Source organism: Xanthobacter autotrophicus, from assembly GCF_005871085.1.
Taxonomy (GTDB): Bacteria; Pseudomonadota; Alphaproteobacteria; order Rhizobiales; family Xanthobacteraceae; genus Xanthobacter; species Xanthobacter autotrophicus.
The window spans coordinates 256,463-274,544 of the sequence record NZ_VAUP01000022.1 but is presented as its reverse complement, the minus strand read 5'-3'; the positions used below and the strand labels follow the sequence as shown (position 1 = coordinate 274,544).

Here is an 18,082-nt window from a genome sequence, read left to right as displayed (position 1 = left end):
TTCGAGCAGGCATGTGTCAGGTCTTGTCGCGAGCGGTGATGAAGCGATGGACCGCCGCCTTGTGCTCGTCGGTGGATGTGACCACCGCGTAGTGCGACGAGATCAGGTCAAGATTGGTCCGCAGGTCGTTGCGCATGCCCTGGTAGATGGCGCGCTTGATGAAGCGGATGGGCAGTTCCGGCGCGCGGGCGATCCTGCGGGCGATCCCCATGACGTCTTCCATCAGCCGGTCGTCGTCGAAGACCTTGTTGACCATGCCGATGCGCAGGGCTTCCTCGGCATCCACGAAATCGCCGGTGAAGAACATTTCCAGCGCCTTGGCGGTGCCGACGAGGCGGGGCAGGAAGTGGGCTCCGCCCGCGCCCGGCACCAGCCCGACCTTCATGTAGGTCTCGGCGAAGCGGGCGCTTCTGGCGGCATAGCGCATGTCGCACATGAGCGCGAGGTCGAGGCCGGCACCGGTCGCGACGCCGTTCAGGGCGGCGATCACCGGCTTGTCGAGGTCCTCGAGGGTGAGCGGAATGCGTTGGACCTTCTCGAACAATTCCGCTTTGCGCTGGGCCGGCTGCTGGGCCAGTCGGTCGCCCATCTCGACGATGTCGCCGCCGCTGCAGAAGGCGCTGCCGGCGCCGGTCACCACCACCACTTTCACGGCGGGATCGGTGCGGCACTGCTGGAGCGCCTCGGTCCAGGCGGCGATCATCTCGAAGGTGAAGGCGTTCATGCGCTCGGGACGGTCGAGCAGGATGGTGGCGATGTCGTCCTCGACGCTGAACTTCAGGTGTTCGCTCACGAAATCTGCTCCATGGGTGTGTCGCAACTCGGCTGGCCGGTCAAAGCCCGGATGGTCTCTTCGGGCAAGCCGGCCTCCTCGAGAATTTCCCGGGTCTGCGCGCCGAGGCCGGGGGCGTGATGGCGGATCTCGAACGGCGCGGAGCTGAACGAGACCGGCCGGCGCATCACGCGGTAGGCGCCCTCGCTGGGATGCTCGGCGACCGAGAAGAAGCCGACATCCCGAAGGTGTAAATCTTCGAACAGGTCGACGAGGTCGTTCACCGGCATGCAGGGGATGGAGACGCGATCGCAGAAGGCGATCCACTCGGCGGTGGTGCGCCGGGCCGCCTCTTCCTCCACCACCGCATAGAGCACGTCGATGTTCTGCACCCGCTCGCCCAGGTTGGCGAAGCGGGGGTCGCCCTTGAACTCGGCGCGGCGGGTGAAGTCGAAGAAGTCCTGCCAGTTGCGGTCCGAATAGGGCAGGATGCAGGCATAGCCGTCCCGCGTCGCATAGGGCTTGCGGTGATGGGAGATGACGCGGTTGAAGCCGGGCGGGCCGAGCGGGGGCTCGAAGGCCGAGCCCATCATGTGCTCGATCAGGTTGAACTCCACCATGGTCTCGAACATGGGCACCTCGATGGCCTGGCCGCCGCCGCCGGAGGCCCGCTGGAACAGGGCGGCGATGATGGAATAGGCGATGGCCTGGCCCGCGATCTTGTCGCACAGCACCGTGGGCAGGTAGCCGGGCGCGCCGTGCATGGCATTTTGCAGGGCGGAGAGGCCGGAGCCGGCCTGGATGATGTCGTCGTAGGCCGCCTTTTCCGCATAGCGGCCCTCGGCGCCGAAGCCGTAGGCGCCGCAATAGACGATGTCGGGGCGCAACTGGCTCACGTGCGCATGGCCATAGCCCAGGCGCTCCGCCGCTGCCGGGCGCATGGCGTGGACGAAGACATCCGCCCCCGCGATGAGCTGGTCGAGCGCCGCGCGGGCCGCGGGCGTCTTCAGGTCCAGCACGATGGAGCGCTTGTTGCGGTTGAGGTGCAGGAAGTTGCCGGCCATGGCGGTGTGGCGCGCCGGCCGGTAGCTGCGGAAGGTGTCGCCCTCCGGCGCTTCCACCTTGATCACGTCGGCCCCGAGGTCGGCCAGAATGTGGGTCGCGAACGGCCCCATGATGACGTTGGTGAGATCGATCACCCGCACGCCCGCCAGTGGCCCCACGCGTTTTGCCTTCCCTGTCACGGCTGTGTCCCCCTGTCGCCGTTGGCAGCGGCGCGCAGCGCCACGAGCCGCGGCCAGAGCGCCGCGCCTCCCTGCGCGCACACCATCCGGCCGATCCGCTCCTGCCAGTGGGCGTCGTTGCCGCATTCGTCGCGCCAGGCCCACAGGCGGCGGGTGATGAAATGCAGCACGTGCTCTTGCGTGAACCCCATGGCGCCATGCACCTGGTGGCAGATCTCCGCGACCTTGCCGGCGGCTTCCCCGCAGCGGGCCTTGGCGATGGCGACGGCGAGGGGGAACTGGTCCGTGTTCCACGCGGCGGCGGCGACCTGGGCGGCCGCGCCGGCGGCCGCGCTCTCCCCGGCGGCCACCGCCAGCATCTGCTGCACCGCCTGGAAGCGCCCGATGGGCTTGCCGAACTGCTTGCGCTCGTTGGCATAGGCGACGGCGAGGTCGAGGCAGCGCTCCATTGCCCCCGCCATCTGCTGGGCCCGCGCGAAAGCGCCGAACAGCATCAGCCCATCCGGCCCGGCAAGGGGAGCGGGCAGGGGCAGAAGGGCATCCGGGCCGAGTGGAGCCGTGCCGATGTGGAGGGTCTCGCGCGGCTCGTTGGCAAGATTGCGGCGCGGCACGATGGTGTAGGCCGCGCGGGGCAGGAGCGCGAGGTGGCGCGCCCCGTCCGGCGCCTCGGCGATGGCCAGCACGTGGCCGGCCGCGCCCGCCCAGGGCACATGCGCCATGGTGCCTTCGGCCAGGATGGTGCCGGAGGCGAGGCGGAGCAGGCCGGTCGCGAGGCTCACGGGCCCCTCCACGGCCGCGCCCCCCGCCGCCGACCACAGGGCAAGCCCCAGCATGGTCTCGGCGAGCGGGGCGGGCAGCGCGTGATAGCCCGACCGTCGCAGGATTTGCGCGGCCGCCGGGGCGTCGAGCCCCACCCCGCCGGCAGCCTCCGGCACCAGGGCAAGCGGAAGCCAGGCGTCGCTGACGGCCTCCCAGGCTGCGGCGGGAAAGACGCCGCCATCTGCCGCCTTGAGGCAGGCCGGCGTGACGTGCTGGGCGAGCAGACGGTCGGTCTGCTCGGCGAGGATGGCGGAGAAATCGTTCGGCTCGGACTGGAGGTCGGCTTGGGGGGACGCAGGAGCATGAAGCATTGGGGGGATCCTCAGCGCAGGCCAAGGCCGCGGGCGATGACGCCGCGCAGGATTTCCCGGGTGCCACCGCGCAGGGTGAAGGAGGGCGCGCGCAGGGCGACGTCGGCCAGCGCTTCGGCGAAGCGGTCGTCTTGCGCGTCGAGGCTGGCCTCCACCGCCACCAGGCGGCGGGCGACCTCGGGAATGTCGCGCTCGAACGCGGTTCCCACGTCCTTCACCAGCGCTGCTTCCACGTTGGGGACGATGTCCCGGTCGAGCAGGGCCGCCACCGATCCGGACATGGCCATGAGGGCGCCCATATGGGCGACGAGCCGCCCCGTCTCCACCGCCTGCCGGGCGTCGGGCGCCGGGCCGATGCGGTCCACCAGCTCGGTGAGCAGGCGATAGTCGGACATGAAGCGATCCGGCCCGGAGCGCTCGAAGGCGAGTTCCTGAGTCACCATGGACCAGCCGTCGCCCACTTCGCCCACCACGAAATCGTCGGCGACGAAATGGTCGGTGAAGAAGACTTCGTTGAATTCGTGGTTGCCCGACAGATCATGGATGGGTCGCACGCTGATGCCCGGCGCCGCCATGTCGATGATGAACTGGGTGAGGCCGCCATGGCGGTCCGCGCCGGCATCTCCGGTGCGCACGAGGGCCAGCAGGTAGTGGACGCGGTGGGCGTTGGTGGTCCAGATCTTCTGGCCGTTGAGGACCCAGCCGCCCGCCCCGCGCACTGCCTTCGATCGCACGGCGGCGAGGTCGGAGCCGGAATCCGGCTCGCTCATGCCGATGCCGAAATAGCATTCGCCGGCGCAGATGCGGGGGATGATGTGGTCCCTCGCCACCTGGGTGCCATGGCGCAGGATCTGCGGCGCCGACTGGCGGTCGGCGATCCAGTGCGCGCCGCACGGCGCTCCGGCGGCCAGCATTTCCTCCGTCGCCACGAAGCGGGCAAGGCTTGAACGGGCGTGGCCGCCATAGGCCTCGGGCAAGGTCAATCCCACATAGCCGGCCTTGGCGGCGCGTCGGCTGAAGTCGGGATCGAAGGTGTTCCATGACGAACGGTGCGGAACGAAGCGGCCGTCCGCCTTCTCAGCTTCAAGAAAGCGCCGCACCTGTAGCCGCAGGTCTTCGGCATCCTTGGGAAATGCAACGGTTGCGAAGCGCATATCTGGCATTCTGGCGTTCCCTGCCGCACCAATTTTTGCCGAGGTCTGTCACCTCGGATCCGGTGCTTTGCTGCTTGCAAAAGACATCACCGACGCCGCGTGGGGCAAGAGGATTGCACATATGTAGCGAAAAGATCATATATGTGATGCTGAAACCCTTAAGGACCTTGATGATGAATGCCCGCGAGGCCAAGGCGGCTGCCCGGCCGCCCTCGGAGGAAGGCGCCGTGCGGGTCGTTCCGCCGGTGGAGGACATGGAAGAGGGCGCGGTGGTGAAGTCCGCCGCCCGGGTCCTGCGCATTCTGGAGTTCTTCGACGAGGTGCAGCGGGACGCGCGGGTGACGGAAATCGCGGCGCATCTCAAGTTTCCGCAATCCTCCACCTCGGCGTTGCTCAAGAGCCTCGCCCAGCTTGGCTATCTCGATTATGACCGGGTGCGGCGCACCTTCCTGCCCACGGCGCGGGTGGCGCTGCTCGGGACATGGCTCAAGGAAGGGCCGGTTCAGGACGGGCGACTGCTGCGCCTGATGGAAGATCTTTCGGAAAAGACCCACGATACCATCATCCTCGCGGTGAGGAACGGCATCTACTCACAATACATCCATGTGATCCAGGCGCTGACGCCGATCCGATATCACGTGCCGCAGGGCTCGCGCCGGCTGCTCGCCTGGTCGGGCAGCGGCTTTGCGCTCCTGACCCAGTCGGCGGACAAGGAGATCCGGGCGGTGGTGGCACGCACGAATGCGGAAGCGCCGGAAGGGCGCACGCCCATCGACCTGCGCGCGACGCTGGAGCATGTGCATCAGGCGCAGCGCGACGGCTATTTCTTTTCGCGTGCCCTGGTGACGCCGGGCGCGGGGGCCATTGCGGTCTCGCTGCCGCCGGGTCTCGAGCGGCGCAACCGGCCCATGGCCATCGTTGTCTCCGGCGTGCTGGAGGATCTGGAACGGCGCGAAGACCAACTGGTGAGCCTGATGCAGGACGCCGTCGATCGCTATCTGGTGACCGACTGCGGGTGACCGACAGGTTCGCGGGCGCGGAGGCCGCCATGGCGCATGGCAGTCTCCGTACCTTGAGGCATCAGCTGCCGCTGCGGTCACCGATCATCGGGAAGAAGAGGTCCTGCCACTTCTGCGGTTCCTTCTTCAAAAGGCCCTGCTGATACATGTATTTGGTATAGGTCATCATGCCCTGCGGCTCGATCTGGTAGACGATGGAGCCATCGGTGGTGATCTTCTCCACGTCGGCCGCCGACAGCTGAACCGCCTCCGACTTGAGATAGATCTCGGCCGCCTTCTTCGGATCGGCGCGGATCAGCGCGCAGGCATCGGCGAGGCCGCGCAGCAAAGCCTCGGCCACCTTGGGGTTGGCATCCACGAACTGCTGGGTCGCGGCGAGGGTGGCGGCGGTGGCCTCCTGGCCGCCGAACAGGCTGCCCGAGACCAGGACCTTCCGCATCCGGGGATCGCGTTCGATGATCTGGGAGAACGGCGGCGTGGCGAAATAGCCGCCGATGGCCTCGCCCGCCAGAAGGGCGGCGGTGGCGTCCGGGTGGGGCAGGGCGGTCATCAGCGCGTTGGCCTTGTCCTGGCCGCCCAGGTCGCGCTCGGCGGCGACGCGCAGCAAGATCGCCTGCGGCGAGTTGAAGGCCGGCACCGCGATCTTGTCGTTCGGGGTGAAGTCCTTCAGCGCGCTGACATTCTGCCGGTTGGTGAAGAGCGTGTAGGTGACCACCGAGAGCCCGGCGATACTCTTGATCTGCTGCTTGCCGCGGGTCTTGTCCCAGGCGATGAGAGCGCCCGCCGAGCCGAGCGCGCCGGCCTCGATGCTGCCCGACAGGAGGGCATCGTTCATGCCCGTGGACCCCGAGATGCGGCTGAGCGCCACGTCCAGTCCCGGCAGGCCGAGGGCCTTGGCGTTCTTTTCGAAAAGCTTCTCCTCGGCCGCGACGACGATGGGCAGGTAGACGAGGCCATATTGAAGGCCGATCTTCACCGCGCCGGTTTCGGCCCGTCCGCCCGCCGGAGAGGCAAATAAAAACGCTGCTGCAAGGGCTGCGGAGCCCCATGCCCGAACATTAAACATGGATGTTTCTCCCGGTACGGCCCCGTTGCATTTTTCGGGCGTGGCCCGCTTCTCGGAGCGCGTTATCAAAAGCAACGCAGATCATTCCGTCATGTGCGGAACATCCAATAACTCCACCGGACCCGACTGCAATGGGAAGCGGCGGGCGGGGCGCCAATATCACAAGCATGCTGAAGCGGTGCATCGCACAATCGGGCGATGGGGCGCACGCAGGGCCTACCCATGGGTGGACTGGCGCTGCGGCTCTTCGAACGCGCACATGAAAAAGATCGCACGGAACGATCAGATGGAACGATTGGTGTAGCTCAACGTTTTTCCTCGCAGCTGTGGTTAGGCTTTCGCCGTGGCAGCACGAACGATCGAGGATAGAGAATCATGGCCGACGCAAATCTCGCCCAGGACACCCGCGCGACGATCGAGGCGCAGATCATCGAGCTGAGGAATGAGATGGGTCGTCTCAGCAAATCCCTCCAGGCGCGCGCATCCGATGCAGCGGAAGAGGCCGAGGATGCCTTTGAAACGGTGAAGGCGCGCGCCAATGGCGCGGCCAAGACGGTCCGTCGCCAGGCGCACGCGGTTTCTGAGGCCATCGGGGAGAATCCCGGCACGGCGGCGGCGGTGCTTTCGTCCGCGGGAGTCATGGGGCTTCTGGTGGGCTTTGCCGCCGGCTACATTCTGGCCAGCGGCTCGCGGCGCTGAGCGCCCCACCGACCGGATCTGACCGAGGCCCCGCCACGCGCGGGGCCTTTTTCCGTTCACGCACCGCAAGGGCAGGGGCTCCCGCATGCCGGGGCTGGAGTGCGGAGCATCGCGCTTGGTCTGGTCGCCGATCAGGCCGGGACGGCCGGAATACTGTCTTTGCCATCAATGCCGGGCCGGGAATACAAAGCCCCGTGCTTTGCGCGGGGGTGGTCCGGGAGAGATCCGGTGCTGCGGCGCCCTCCGGCGACGCGGCGCGGTCTGGGCGTCCGGCGCGGCCGACAGGTGGGGCGGAGCCCCTTGCCGAAAGCTCGAAATCGCTGGCCGGTAGTGCGGTGCAGCAGGCGAAATGCCTCCCGCTACCGCAGTGCGGGAAGAATATATTACCCCCCGACCAAGGAACTGGGTGAAGTCAGGCGGGATTTCTGCTTTACTCTTCTTCCAACAAAATGGTCCCGCAACGACGGGGCGCGGGAGGGATATTGTGACATTCGAGACGAACGGTCGTCCACGCCGGCCCATTGGACGTGTCGCGGCGAGGAGCATCGCCGCAGGTGATGATACGGCGCGTCAGAGCGCTGCGGTTCTTGTGGTTGCCTTTTCGTGCGCGGCCTCCGGCCTTCTGATGGGCCTTTGCCTTGCTGCGGCACACTGGCCAGCGCTGGCGTTCGTATTCGGGGCCGTGCTGGCGGGCACCGGCGCTTGGTTCGCCAAGGATCTCGTCGCCCAGATCAAGGGCTGACGATGCGTGTTACGGGATGGCGCCTGGCCGGTGGGCCGGGCGCCATCTTTCGTTTGGGCGGTCGGTCGGCTGCGTGCCCGTCAGCCGGCGGCGAAGGGGTGGCGCGCGCTCGCGCTCTGCGCCAGCACGTCCGCCGGCCGGGGGGTGCCGCTCACGGCCCGCTCGATGGCAAGGCGGGTGGCCTCATGGTTGAACGCCTGGATCTTCGCGTTGTCGCTCGCATCCCAGTGGATGAAGACGCCGACGCAGATGAAGACATCGTCGGCCTCCTCCACCGGAATGATGCCCTCGGCCACGCAGTCGGTGACCGCCTTGGCCACCGCATATTGCGCCGGGCCGAACATCTGCACCGCCTGGCGGGCGTCCTTGATGGTCACCTTGTTGAACAGCACGGTGGCGGGCTTGGCCAGAAGGTTGGGTTCCACCACGGCGAGCAGGGTGGTGAAGCCGTCCTTGTTGTTGGTCAGGGCATTCACGAAAGCCGTCTCGGCGGAGGAGCCGCGCGGACCCATGATGAGGTCGATATGCGCCACCTCGTTGCCCTCGCCCACCAGGGCCTCGCCCACCATCAGGCGATCGATCTTCGGCATGAAACCTCCAAAAATACGCGGCGTTCTGAAAAGCGGCCCGGCGTCGCCGGGGCAAGGCCTTTCATGCAATAACCTGACCGCGCCCGGGTCTGCCGGCTTCCTGGCTCCTACGTCAGCGGCTGCCTACTGGATCTCGAACGGCAGGTTGCCGGTGGCGGCGGCGCCCCGGCCGTCGCGCACCGTCACGAACACACGGTAGCGGCCCGGCGGCAGGCCGGCGATGCGGACCCCGGCCGGATGGGGATCATGAATGCCCTCGGGAAAGCTCGGCGGCACCGGCTCGGGATCGCCGCCGACGCTGCGCACGGTGGTCTCGGCCATGACCTGCCATTCCACCTTCAGCGAATCGCCATCGGGATCGGTGGCGGTGAGGCGGATATGGGTTTCGTTCCCGGCGGGGAGGCGCGACGGCCCGGCGAAGGCGAGGGTGAGGATGCGCGGGGCATGGTTGGCCCCGCCCGGCGGGGTGCCGCCCCAGATATCGGCCATGGCTTCCACCGTCTCGGTCCATTCGCCGGTGGGCAGCAGCAGGGAATACCAGGTGGGCGTCACCTCCTGCTTGTGGCCCCACAGGAAGGGCATGGCGCCCACGCCCGCCTGCCTGGCCGCCAGCAGGTAGCGCCGCACGCGATCGGCCTTCTGCGATGAGGTGGGCTCCAGGGGCGCCCCCCACGGTGCGGTGGGGGCGTCCCAATGGCCCTGCGCGCCCATCTCGGTGAGCATGATGGGGCCGGTCCAGCCCTGGGCCCGCGCGCGCTTGGCCGAGGTGAGCAGGCCGTCGCTATACCCGTTGATGCCGATGACGTCGATGCTCGGCGCCAGGCGCTTGATCAGCGCGGCCTTGTCGGTGCCCACCTCGGCGACGGCCGCCATGGTGGGGTGCTGGCCGTCCAGCGTCTTGGCGAGCTTCGCCGCCTCCTCGATGGCCGGCCACACGGCCAGCGCCTCCTCGGGGGAGAGATCCACCTCCACTTCGTTGCCGATGCCCCACATGAGCAGCGCCGGGTGGGTGCGATAGCGCTCCACCATGTGGCGCAGGGCTTCCAGCTGCTGGGCCACGGCGATGCGGTTGGCGTAATCGAAGCCGAGGCGCGGATGGCCGAGCCAGAAGCCGACGATGACCTTCAGCCCGGCCCGCTGGGCGGCGTCGAGGATTTCCCCCGGCTCCTGCCCATAGGTGCGCACCACGGTGGCGCCGAGGGCCTTCAGATCGGTAAAGCGGGCTTCGCCGCTGGCGCCGTTGGGAATGAAGGGCTTGCCGTCCACGACGATCTCGGCGCCGCGCACGCTCACCTGCGCGGCATGGAGGGAGGGCGGCATCAGGAACGCGCTGAGCGCGATGAGGAGGGCACGACGCACGGGAACCGGACTCGCATTGAAAACCTTGGCAACTGCACTGCACCATGAAGGGTGCAGGACCGTGACGGCAACATCAACTTATTGCGTGCGCGCCACATTGTCCCCGAAGCGCAGCGCCGCGGCGGCGGGCGGGTGAACGGGACGGGCGATCTGCTATAAGGCCGGCGTTCGCGGCAGAAGCTGAGGTTTTCCGCATGTACGTGCTGGCCCATCTCTCCGATCCCCATCTCGGCCCCATTCCCGAGGCGCGGATCTCCGAGCTTCTGGGCAAGCGCTTCTTCGGTATGATGAACTGGATCGGCGCGCGTCGGCGCAATTTCGGCGCCGCCACCCTGGCGCCGCTCCTCACCGACCTGCTGGCCCATGCGCCGGACCATATCTGCGTCACTGGCGACCTGGTGAATGTGAGCCTGCCGGCGGAATTCGATACCGGCGCCACCTTCCTCGCCTCCCTCGGCGCCCCGGACAAGGTGAGCGTGGTGCCCGGCAACCACGACGCCTATGTGCGCTCGGCCATGCACTACCATCTGGAGCACTGGGCCCCCTTCCTCGCCGGGGACGACACCCATCCCCACACGCCGGTGGACGTGGAGGCGTTCCCCTATGTGCGCCGGCGCGGGCCGGTGGCGGTGGTGGGCGTGTCCACCGCCGTACCCACCGCCGTGTTCCTCGCCAGCGGCAAGATGGGCCACGCCCAGCGGGCGCGGCTGAAGGCTCTGCTGGAGCAGTTGAAGGCCGAGGGCCTGTTCCGGGTGGTGATGATCCACCATCCGCCGGTGGGCGAGCGCCCGTTCCACCGCGACCTGCGCGACGCCGCCAAGGTGCGCGCGGTGCTGGCGGAGGCGGGGGCCGAGCTGGTGCTGCACGGCCACGACCATCGCGCCTCCCTCGGCCAGATCCCGACCGGTGCGGGGCCGATCCCGGTGGTGGGCGTGCCCTCTGCCTCGGCGGGGCCGGGGTCCGAACGCGGACCCGGCGGTTATTGCCTGTACCGCATCTCCGGCGCGCCCGGCGCGTGGCGCTGCGACATGGAGCGGCGCGGCTATGCCAAGGACATTCAGAGCGTCCAGTCGCTGACGCGTCAGGTGCTTGTCGGGGAAGGGTATTCCTCCTGACAGACGTGGCGAAATCATGCTGGAGAAACGGCCTGGATGTGGCCATGTATCGCAAGGTGTAACGACTTGTAACAGAAGGATAAATTACAGAACTTTAAGTTGCTCGCAGGGGGGTGCTGCCCGATGCTTCCTTCGCCCCTTGAAGGAGGATTGCACATGAAACGAGCCGTCATTGCCGCCACTGCCGCTGCACTTATCGCCGGCTCGGCGGTGAGCTTTGCCGCCAATTCCAACGCTGGCCCGGACACCGGGCGCTGGCGCCCCAGCGCCGAGGATCGCGCCATCCTCACCGATGCGCGCATCGTCGCGCTCAAGACCGCGCTCAAGCTGACCCCCGACCAGGAGAAGCTCTGGCCCGGCGTCGAGGCCACGCTGAAGCAGGTTTCGAAGGACCGTATGGCCCGACGCGACGAAGCCCGCGCCGCCCGTCAGGCCGCTCGCGAGTCCAATGCCGCGCCCGATCCCATCGCCCGCATGCGCGCCATGGCCACCCGCATGGACGCCGGCGCCACCGACCTGCGCAAGATCGCCGACGCCGCCGACCCGCTCTACAAGACCCTGGACGACGGCCAGAAGCAGCGCCTCAACCTGATGCTGCGCCAGCAGTTCCATGGCGGCGGTCACGGCGGCCACGGCCCGCACGGCGACGGCCCGCGCCGCGGCTGATCCCCGGTGCCTTGCGGGTCGCTGAGACCATCGGCATCGGTCTGTGATCGATGCCGATCGGGCTGACCAAGCATGTCCTGAGGCTCGCGCTTGGTTTGGACGTTCAGAAGGGCGCCATCGCAATCACCGCCGTCATGCCCGGTCTTGTCCCGGGTATCCACGCCGTGCCGCTCGGGACAGCATGCGAAGATCAGCCCCAGCCTGCCCGCGTGGATGGCCGGGTCAAGCCCGGCCATGACGGTGGAAAAGCGCTGTTGATGGTTGCACGTGCTTCGGATGATCGAATTGTAAAACCGACTCCGGGCGTTGGCCGGTGATCCCTCATCGGCCAACGCCATCGGCGCCTTCCATGAGGATCCTTCATGGATCGCTTGATCAATATTGATTTTCAATAGGGCCGGCAAATCCGTAGACTGGCTGTGAAAGGCGCCCCCTGGCGTCGCACAGCGAGTCTTTTCCATGTCTGCCACGTCCTCGGTGCCGGTGCCCTCCGGCACGCGGCGCGCGCTTCCGGCCATGCTCATTCTGGTCGCCGGCTGCGTCATCGCCCTTGTCACCTTCGGCCCGCGCTCGGTGTTCGGCCTGTTCCTGCTGCCCATGTCGCAGGAATTCGGCTGGGGGCGCGACGTGTTCGGCCTCGCTGTGGCGCTGCAGAACCTGCTCTGGGGCGTCGGCTCGCCGTTCGCGGGCGCCATCGCCGACCGCTTCGGCACGGTGCGGGTGCTGTGCTGCGGCGCACTGCTCTATGCCGCCGGCCTCGTGCTGATGGCCTATGCCGACACCCCCGGCATGCTGCATCTCACCGCCGGCGTGATGGTGGGCTTCGGCCTGTCCGCCGCCTCGTTCAACCTGGTGCTGGCCGCCTTCGGCAAGCTGCTGCCGGATGAATGGAAGTCCATCGGCTTCGGCGCGGCGACGGCGGCGGGCTCGTTCGGCCAGTTCCTGTTCCCGCCCCTCAGCCGCGCGTTGATGGACACCATCGGCTGGCACGAGACGCTGATCGTGTTCGGCGCCGCGTTGCTTATCGTCATGCCGTTCTCGCTGGCGCTGGCAACCCGTGGGGTTGCCGCGGCAAAGCCGGGCGCCGTGGCCGCGGCGCCACAGCAGGGCATCGGCGCCGCCATCGGCGAGGCGCTGCGCCACCCAAGCTATGTGATGCTGGTGCTGGGCTTCTTCACCTGTGGCTTCCAGCTCGCCTTCGTCACGGTGCACATGCCGGCCTTCCTGGTGGACAATGGCATGAGCCTGTCGGTGGGCGCCTACACGCTGGCGCTGATCGGCCTGTTCAACATCCTCGGCTCGCTCACGGCGGGCTATCTGTCCAGCCGGGTGTCGCGCAAGTGGCTGCTGGCGTGGATCTACGCCGGGCGGGGCGTGGCCATCGCGGTGTTCGTGCTCATGCCCATCACGCCGCTCAGCTGCTACGTGTTCGGGGCGGCCATGGGCTTCCTGTGGCTCTCCACGGTGCCGCCCACCTCAGGGCTGGTGATGCTCATGTTCGGCACCCGCTACATGGCGATGCTGTATGGCTTCGCCTTCTTCTCCCATCAGGTGGGCGGCTTCCTCGGCGTGTGGCTGGGCGGCACGCTCTATGTGGCGACGGGCTCCTATACCTGGGTGTGGTGGCTCTCGGTGGCGCTGTCGTTCGCCTCCGCCGCCATCAACCTGCCCATCAAGGAGCGCCCCGTGGTGCGGGTGCCTGTCGCGGCTTAGCCGCCACAATTTGCGAATGCTGGGCGGCGTAGCCGTCACAATTCGCGAATGCTGGCTGGCCTGACCCGCCGCCACAGTTCGGGCACGCTGGTGGCCTAAGCCCCACCGCGTGGCCGGGACCGCCACCTTTCCGCGACATGGAAGGCACGGTGCCGGCAAAATCCGACACGGCGGGCGGCTTGGGTGTTCTCCTGCTGTTCCGGACTCTTGACAACAACCCGTGGTCTCTGCGCAACGTGACGGGGATCAAACAGGTATTCGCGAACGAGCCATGCGCAGCATCCTTTTCGCGGCCTTGGGCTTTGCCGCATTCGCCAGTGGCCCGGCCTTGGCCCAGCAGAATTCCGGCCAGCAGCTCTCCGCCCAGCAGGCGCGGGATTTCGCGGTGGGCAAGATGTTCTCCTTCAGCTGCTTCGAGGGATCGAAGGGCGCCGGCCGCATCTATCCCGACGGCTCGGTCGCCGGCATGATCACCATGCCCGACAAGGAACCGCGCTTTGTCCGCCTGCCCGCCAACACGTTGCGTGTGCGCGGGGATAATGTGTGCGGTTTCGTCAAGGGCATGACCTTCGAGCCCTGCTTCGACCTGGTGAAGACCGGCCCCGGCTCGTTCCGCGGCTCGCTCGCCGGCGTGCAGACCATGTGGTGCGAGTTCGTGAGCGCCGGCGGGGACAAGTCCCAGGTGGCCTCCCGCCGCGCCAAGTCCAAGCCGCGCAGCAACACCGCCGAAGCCTCGGCAGAGTAATCCCCGGCCGCTTATCGCGAGTTTGAAAACTCGAACCGTTGAGCGTGCGCCGACCACTTAGGTGTTTTCGCGCCGTCATGGCCGGGCCTATCCCGGCCATCCACGCGGAGCGGCCGGGAAGAGCTTGCGCACGCTGTCTCAAGCGGCTCGGCGTGGATACCGGCACAAGGCCGGGCATGACAGAGGTGATTGCGGCAGGGCCTGCGCTGAGTTTTCAAGCACGTTCTTAGACGGCCTGTTTGATGCTGGCTTGATCTGCGCGATGTCGTTTCAGCCCTCGACTGTCAGGTCTTCAGTGGAGACCCGTGCCGCCTCCACTCGCGTTTCCTGCCCTTCGATGCGCCCGCGCAGCTTGCCGATCTCGCGGCCGGCATGCTCCATGAAGGTGCGCACCCGCGCCGTGGCCTTGATATCCGGATGGGTCAAGAGCCACAGGCCCGATTCCACATCCGCCTGTGGCGCCATGACCTGAACGAGGCCCGGCGTCACCGCCGCGATGAAGCAGGGCAGCATGGCGAGGCCGATGCCTTCGGCCGCCGCCTCCGCCAGCCCCAGAACGGTGTTGACGCGATAGATGATGCGCTCCTCGTCCACCCGCTCGCGCAGCCATTTGGCCGGCTTGATGCCGCCGAGATTGTCGGAAAATCCGATCCAGTCGTGGCGCCTGAAATCGCCGGTGCCGAGTGGGGTCGCGGGCGCCCGGTCCGCGCGGGCATAGACGGCCCAGGCGATGGAGGCCATGCGCCGGCCCACCAGCGTATCCCCCGGCCGGTCGCTGGCGCGGATGGCGATATCCGCGTCGCGCTTCGACAGGCTGAGGGACTGGTTGGAGATGACCACGTCCAGCCGGATCTCGGGGTAGGCCTTGAGGAATGAGGCGAACACGGGCGTGAGCATGTGCACCAGGAGGGTGTCATTGGTGGTCACGCGCAATTCGCCGGAGGGCCGCAGGTCCTGGCCGGTGATTCGCCGCTCCACGGACAGCACCTCGTCGGCCATGCGCTCGGCGAGGCGTACCATCTCCTCGCCGGTGGCGGTGGGCACGTAGCCGGAGCGCGCACGCTCGAACAGCCGTGCGCCGAGCTGCTCCTCCAGCGCGCCGAGCCGGCGGAACACGGTGGAATGGTTCACCCCCAGCTGCTCGGCCGCCCCGGCCAGCGAGCTGCTCTGTGCAATGGCCTGAACCAGGCGGAAATCATCCCAGGCGATCATTCCGAACCCCACCCGTCCGTCGTCCGCGCGATGGTGTGATTTGCGCGAATGCAAACTCAAGCTTGATTTCTTGAGTATGGCGTTGCGGGAGTGCGAAAGCTAGAGGTGGTGCCACATCAAACCGGAGATCACTCCCATGGTTGACACACGCACCGCTCCCTACGGCCTCTTCCTCCTGCGCGTCGCGCTGGGCCTCATGTGGCTTTCGCACGGCCTGATGAAGATCTTCATCTTCACCGTTCCCGGCTTCGCCGGTTTCCTTGCCAACAAGATCGGCCTGCCTGGCTTCCTCGCCATTCCCTTCATCGCAGCGGAAGTCATCGGCGGCCTGCTGCTCATCGGCGGCGTCTATGCCCGCCAAGTGGCCATCCTGCTCATCCCCCTGATGCTCGGCGCGCTCAACTTCCACCTGCCCAATGGCTGGGTGTTCTCCGCGGCCGGCGGCGGCTGGGAATATCCCGCCTTCCTCGTGGTGGCGTCCCTGGTGGTGGCCCTTGCCGGCGAAGGCGCCTACGCGGTGAAGCCCGCCGCCCTCATCCCCGGCAGCCGCCGCGCCCTGGCCTGATCCTCTTCCGCGACACACGAAAAAGGCCGGCTCCGCGAGGGGCCGGCCTTTTGCTGTCCCGGATGGCGCCGCGCCCCATTGGCTGTTAGCCAAGCCCGCGCGGCGTTTGAGCGTGCCCACCTCGATAGTGCCTATTCGGCCTCGGTCAACGACCAAGGCCAATGGTATCAGTGAGCGCGGGACAGGCAGAAATCCACGGCTTCCATCAGCGCGTCCTTGGCGGGACCGTTGGGGAACAGAGCCAGCGCATCCTTGGCGATGGCGCCGTAGTGGCGCGCCCGCTCCACCGTGTCCGCGATGGCGCGGTGACGGGTCATGAGGCCGATGGCCTGATCAAGGTCGGCGTCGTTGCCCTCGCCCTTTTCCAGGCAGCGTTGCCAGAAGGCGCGTTCGGTGGCGTCGCCGCGGCGGAAGGCGAGCAGCACCGGCAGGGTGATCTTCCCCTCGCGGAAATCGTCGCCCACATTCTTGCCGAGCTTGGCCTGGCTGCCGCCGTAGTCGAGAGCGTCGTCCACCAGCTGGAAGGCGATGCCGAGATTCATGCCATAGGAGCGGCAGGCGGCCTGCTCGGCCTTCGGCCGCTGGCCCAGCACCGCGCCCACCTCGCAGGCGGCGGCGAACAGCTCGGCGGTCTTGCCGCGGATGACGGCGAGATAATCGTCTTCCGAGGTGGCGGTGTTCTTGGCGGCGGCGAGCTGCATCACCTCGCCCTCGGCGATGACGCAGGCGGCGGTGGCGAGGATGTCGAGGCAGGTCATGGAACCCACCTCCACCATCATCTTGAACGCCTGTCCCAGCAGGAAGTCGCCCACCAGCACGCTGGCCTCGTTGCCCCACAGCTTGCGGGCGGCGAGCTTGCCCCGGCGCATGTCGCTCTCGTCCACCACGTCGTCGTGCAGGAGGGTGGCGGTGTGCATGAACTCCACGGACGCCGCGAGCTTCACATGGCCGTCGCCCCGATAGCCGGAGAGCGACGCGCAGGCGAGCGTCAGCATCGGCCGCAAGCGCTTGCCGCCGGAAGAGATGAGGTGGTTGGCCACCTCGGGAATCATCGCCACGTCGGAGCCGGTGCGCGCCAGGATGGTGGCGTTCACGCGTTCCATGTCCGCCTTCACCAGGGCGACCAGGGCCTCGATGGACGGCTCGTTGGGCTCGAACGGTAGGACGAGGGCCAAGAAACGCTCCCGCTTGTCATTCTTTGGGGCGCACCATAGGGATGCTGACGGGCTCCGTGCAAGCGCCGGGCAACTTTCTTGATGCCGCGCAGGTGCGCACATTGCCGCTAGGTCGGGTGGGATACGATGCAGGAGCTGGTGCGGACCAACGATCTGGTGCTCATCGGCGCCATTGAGGCGCTTTTTGAGTCGGCCCAGATCGGGCACATGGTCGCGGACCAGTATATGAGCGTCATGGAGGGCACCATCGGCATCCTGCCCCGCCGTCTGCTGGTGGTGGACGAGGATGTGGACCGCGCCCGGCGCCTGCTGAAGGAGGCGGGCTTCGGCGCGGCGCTCCGCGATGACGGCTGACGATCCGGCATCTTCCACCACCACCGACAGCGTTCTCGGCGGTAGTCTGACGTTACGTCAGCAGAGGGCGGGCCACCGCGTGGGACACGACGCGCTTCTGCTCGCCGCCTTCGCGCCGGCCGATCGCCGCCGCATGGTGGATCTCGGCGCCGGGGTGGGCAGTTGCGGCCTCGCCTTCCTCACCCGCGTTCCCGAGGCAAAAGGGGTGCTGGTGGAGATCGCGCCGGAGCTGGCGGATCTGGCGCGGGACAATGCGGCGCTGAACGGCCTGTCCGCGCGGGTCGAGGTGGTGACGGGGGATGTCACCCGCCTCGGCCGCCCGTCCGGACCTGAACGGCCGCAGGCGGGGGCGGCGGACCTCGTTCTCACCAATCCGCCCTTCAACGACATGGCGCAGCATCGCATCTCCCCCGACGAGGCCCGAGCCCGCGCCCACATGGCCGACGGCGCGCTGCTGGACGAGTGGGTGCGCGCCGCCGACCGCTGCCTCGCGGCGCGGGGCATGCTCTGCCTCATCCACCGGCCGCAGGCGCTGGCGGCGATTCTTGCGGCGCTGGACGGCCGCTTCGGCGCGGTGGAGATTTTGCCGGTGTATCCGCGTGACGACCGGCCGGCGGTTCGCCTTCTGGTGCGCGCGGTGAAGGGCCGCCGGACCCCGCCGGCGCTGCTGCCGGGCCTCGTCCTCACTGGCGCGGACGGCAATCCCACCGCCGCCGCCGACGCGGTGCTGCGACAGGGGGAAGGCCTCGCGCAGCCCTGAAG

At 67.8% G+C, this 18,082-nt stretch carries 20 protein-coding genes; 10 read left to right on the top strand and 10 right to left on the bottom strand.

The genetic code is table 11. From position 1 onward, the window contains the following. Positions 1-16: 16 nt before the first annotated feature. The 4 genes from FBQ73_RS10150 to FBQ73_RS10135 are packed head-to-tail and all read right to left on the bottom strand — an operon-like array spanning position 17 to position 4,300. The gene (locus FBQ73_RS10150; RefSeq protein WP_138399362.1) at positions 17-793 is read right to left on the bottom strand and encodes an enoyl-CoA hydratase/isomerase family protein; all 777 of its coding nucleotides are present in this window, start codon (positions 791-793) and stop codon (positions 17-19) included. Next, a complete protein-coding gene (locus tag FBQ73_RS10145; RefSeq protein WP_170218817.1) occupies positions 790-2,016 on the bottom strand; it encodes a CaiB/BaiF CoA transferase family protein in 1,227 nt (408 codons plus the stop codon). The genes FBQ73_RS10150 and FBQ73_RS10145 overlap by 4 nt, the downstream gene beginning before the upstream one ends. Beyond that, positions 2,013-3,146, bottom strand: coding sequence for an acyl-CoA dehydrogenase (locus tag FBQ73_RS10140; RefSeq protein ID WP_138399360.1), 1,134 nt, complete (start codon positions 3,144-3,146; stop codon positions 2,013-2,015). The genes FBQ73_RS10145 and FBQ73_RS10140 overlap by 4 nt, the downstream gene beginning before the upstream one ends. Before the next feature lie 11 nt (positions 3,147-3,157). Continuing rightward, positions 3,158-4,300: an acyl-CoA dehydrogenase family protein gene (locus FBQ73_RS10135; RefSeq protein WP_246089646.1), complete on the bottom strand. Its 1,143-nt coding sequence runs from the start codon at positions 4,298-4,300 to the stop codon at positions 3,158-3,160. 170 nt (positions 4,301-4,470) lie between these two features. Between FBQ73_RS10135 and FBQ73_RS10130 the strand changes: the two genes are divergently transcribed. Then, a complete protein-coding gene (locus tag FBQ73_RS10130) occupies positions 4,471-5,319 on the top strand; it encodes an IclR family transcriptional regulator (protein ID WP_246089645.1) in 849 nt (282 codons plus the stop codon). Positions 5,320-5,380: 61 nt separating this feature from the next. Here the strand turns inward: FBQ73_RS10130 and FBQ73_RS10125 are convergent, their stop codons facing one another. After that, positions 5,381-6,385 carry an ABC transporter substrate-binding protein gene (locus FBQ73_RS10125; RefSeq protein WP_138399358.1) on the bottom strand — a complete coding sequence of 335 codons (1,005 nt, stop codon included), beginning with the start codon at positions 6,383-6,385 and terminating at the stop codon, positions 5,381-5,383. A gap of 375 nt (positions 6,386-6,760) precedes the next feature. On the opposite strand from FBQ73_RS10125, the gene FBQ73_RS10120 reads away from it, so the two are divergent. Next, positions 6,761-7,084, top strand: coding sequence for a DUF3618 domain-containing protein (locus FBQ73_RS10120; RefSeq protein WP_138399357.1), 324 nt, complete (start codon positions 6,761-6,763; stop codon positions 7,082-7,084). A 589-nt stretch (positions 7,085-7,673) separates the two neighbouring features. Beyond that, positions 7,674-7,826 (top strand): hypothetical protein, encoded by a 153-nt coding sequence (locus FBQ73_RS22750; RefSeq protein ID WP_170218833.1) that lies wholly within the window; start codon positions 7,674-7,676, stop codon positions 7,824-7,826. An 80-nt stretch (positions 7,827-7,906) separates the two neighbouring features. On the opposite strand, the gene fae is transcribed toward FBQ73_RS22750, so the two are convergent. Both fae and FBQ73_RS10110 read right to left on the bottom strand, forming a co-directional pair. Beyond that, positions 7,907-8,416: a formaldehyde-activating enzyme gene (fae, locus tag FBQ73_RS10115; protein WP_138399356.1), complete on the bottom strand. Its 510-nt coding sequence runs from the start codon at positions 8,414-8,416 to the stop codon at positions 7,907-7,909. 123 nt (positions 8,417-8,539) lie between these two features. Continuing rightward, positions 8,540-9,775, bottom strand: a complete 1,236-nt coding sequence (locus FBQ73_RS10110; protein ID WP_138399355.1) for a glycoside hydrolase 5 family protein — start codon at positions 9,773-9,775, stop codon at positions 8,540-8,542. 194 nt (positions 9,776-9,969) lie between these two features. Between FBQ73_RS10110 and FBQ73_RS10105 the strand changes: the two genes are divergently transcribed. Both FBQ73_RS10105 and FBQ73_RS10100 read left to right on the top strand, forming a co-directional pair. Beyond that, a complete protein-coding gene (locus FBQ73_RS10105; RefSeq protein ID WP_138399354.1) occupies positions 9,970-10,890 on the top strand; it encodes a metallophosphoesterase family protein in 921 nt (306 codons plus the stop codon). Between the two features lie 156 nt (positions 10,891-11,046). Continuing rightward, positions 11,047-11,556 carry a Spy/CpxP family protein refolding chaperone gene (locus FBQ73_RS10100; RefSeq protein ID WP_170218832.1) on the top strand — a complete coding sequence of 170 codons (510 nt, stop codon included), beginning with the start codon at positions 11,047-11,049 and terminating at the stop codon, positions 11,554-11,556. On the opposite strand, the gene FBQ73_RS22745 is transcribed toward FBQ73_RS10100, so the two are convergent. After that, entirely contained in the window at positions 11,511-12,017 is a 507-nt protein-coding gene (locus tag FBQ73_RS22745) for a hypothetical protein (protein ID WP_170218831.1), read from the bottom strand. The genes FBQ73_RS10100 and FBQ73_RS22745 overlap by 46 nt on opposite strands. On the opposite strand from FBQ73_RS22745, the gene FBQ73_RS10090 reads away from it, so the two are divergent. Both FBQ73_RS10090 and FBQ73_RS10085 read left to right on the top strand, forming a co-directional pair. Next, a complete protein-coding gene (locus FBQ73_RS10090) occupies positions 12,016-13,269 on the top strand; it encodes an MFS transporter (protein WP_138399351.1) in 1,254 nt (417 codons plus the stop codon). The two genes, FBQ73_RS22745 and FBQ73_RS10090, sit on opposite strands and share 2 nt — an antisense overlap. Positions 13,270-13,540: 271 nt before the next feature. After that, positions 13,541-14,014 (top strand): hypothetical protein, encoded by a 474-nt coding sequence (locus tag FBQ73_RS10085; RefSeq protein ID WP_138399350.1) that lies wholly within the window; start codon positions 13,541-13,543, stop codon positions 14,012-14,014. A gap of 270 nt (positions 14,015-14,284) precedes the next feature. On the opposite strand, the gene FBQ73_RS10080 is transcribed toward FBQ73_RS10085, so the two are convergent. Further along, a complete protein-coding gene (locus FBQ73_RS10080; protein ID WP_138399349.1) occupies positions 14,285-15,226 on the bottom strand; it encodes a LysR family transcriptional regulator in 942 nt (313 codons plus the stop codon). 136 nt (positions 15,227-15,362) lie between these two features. On the opposite strand from FBQ73_RS10080, the gene FBQ73_RS10075 reads away from it, so the two are divergent. Continuing rightward, complete coding sequence (locus FBQ73_RS10075; protein WP_138399348.1) at positions 15,363-15,791, top strand: DoxX family protein; 429 nt, start codon at positions 15,363-15,365, stop codon at positions 15,789-15,791. A gap of 167 nt (positions 15,792-15,958) precedes the next feature. On the opposite strand, the gene FBQ73_RS10070 is transcribed toward FBQ73_RS10075, so the two are convergent. Beyond that, the gene (locus FBQ73_RS10070; RefSeq protein WP_138399347.1) at positions 15,959-16,966 is read right to left on the bottom strand and encodes a polyprenyl synthetase family protein; all 1,008 of its coding nucleotides are present in this window, start codon (positions 16,964-16,966) and stop codon (positions 15,959-15,961) included. A 126-nt stretch (positions 16,967-17,092) separates the two neighbouring features. Here FBQ73_RS10070 and FBQ73_RS10065 point away from each other — a divergent pair, with 126 nt between their 5' ends. Together FBQ73_RS10065 and FBQ73_RS10060 are read left to right on the top strand one after the other, a co-directional pair. Then, positions 17,093-17,320 (top strand): putative signal transducing protein, encoded by a 228-nt coding sequence (locus FBQ73_RS10065; RefSeq protein ID WP_138399346.1) that lies wholly within the window; start codon positions 17,093-17,095, stop codon positions 17,318-17,320. After that, complete coding sequence (locus FBQ73_RS10060) at positions 17,310-18,080, top strand: tRNA1(Val) (adenine(37)-N6)-methyltransferase (RefSeq protein ID WP_138399345.1); 771 nt, start codon at positions 17,310-17,312, stop codon at positions 18,078-18,080. The genes FBQ73_RS10065 and FBQ73_RS10060 overlap by 11 nt, the downstream gene beginning before the upstream one ends. Positions 18,081-18,082: the final 2 nt, after the last annotated feature.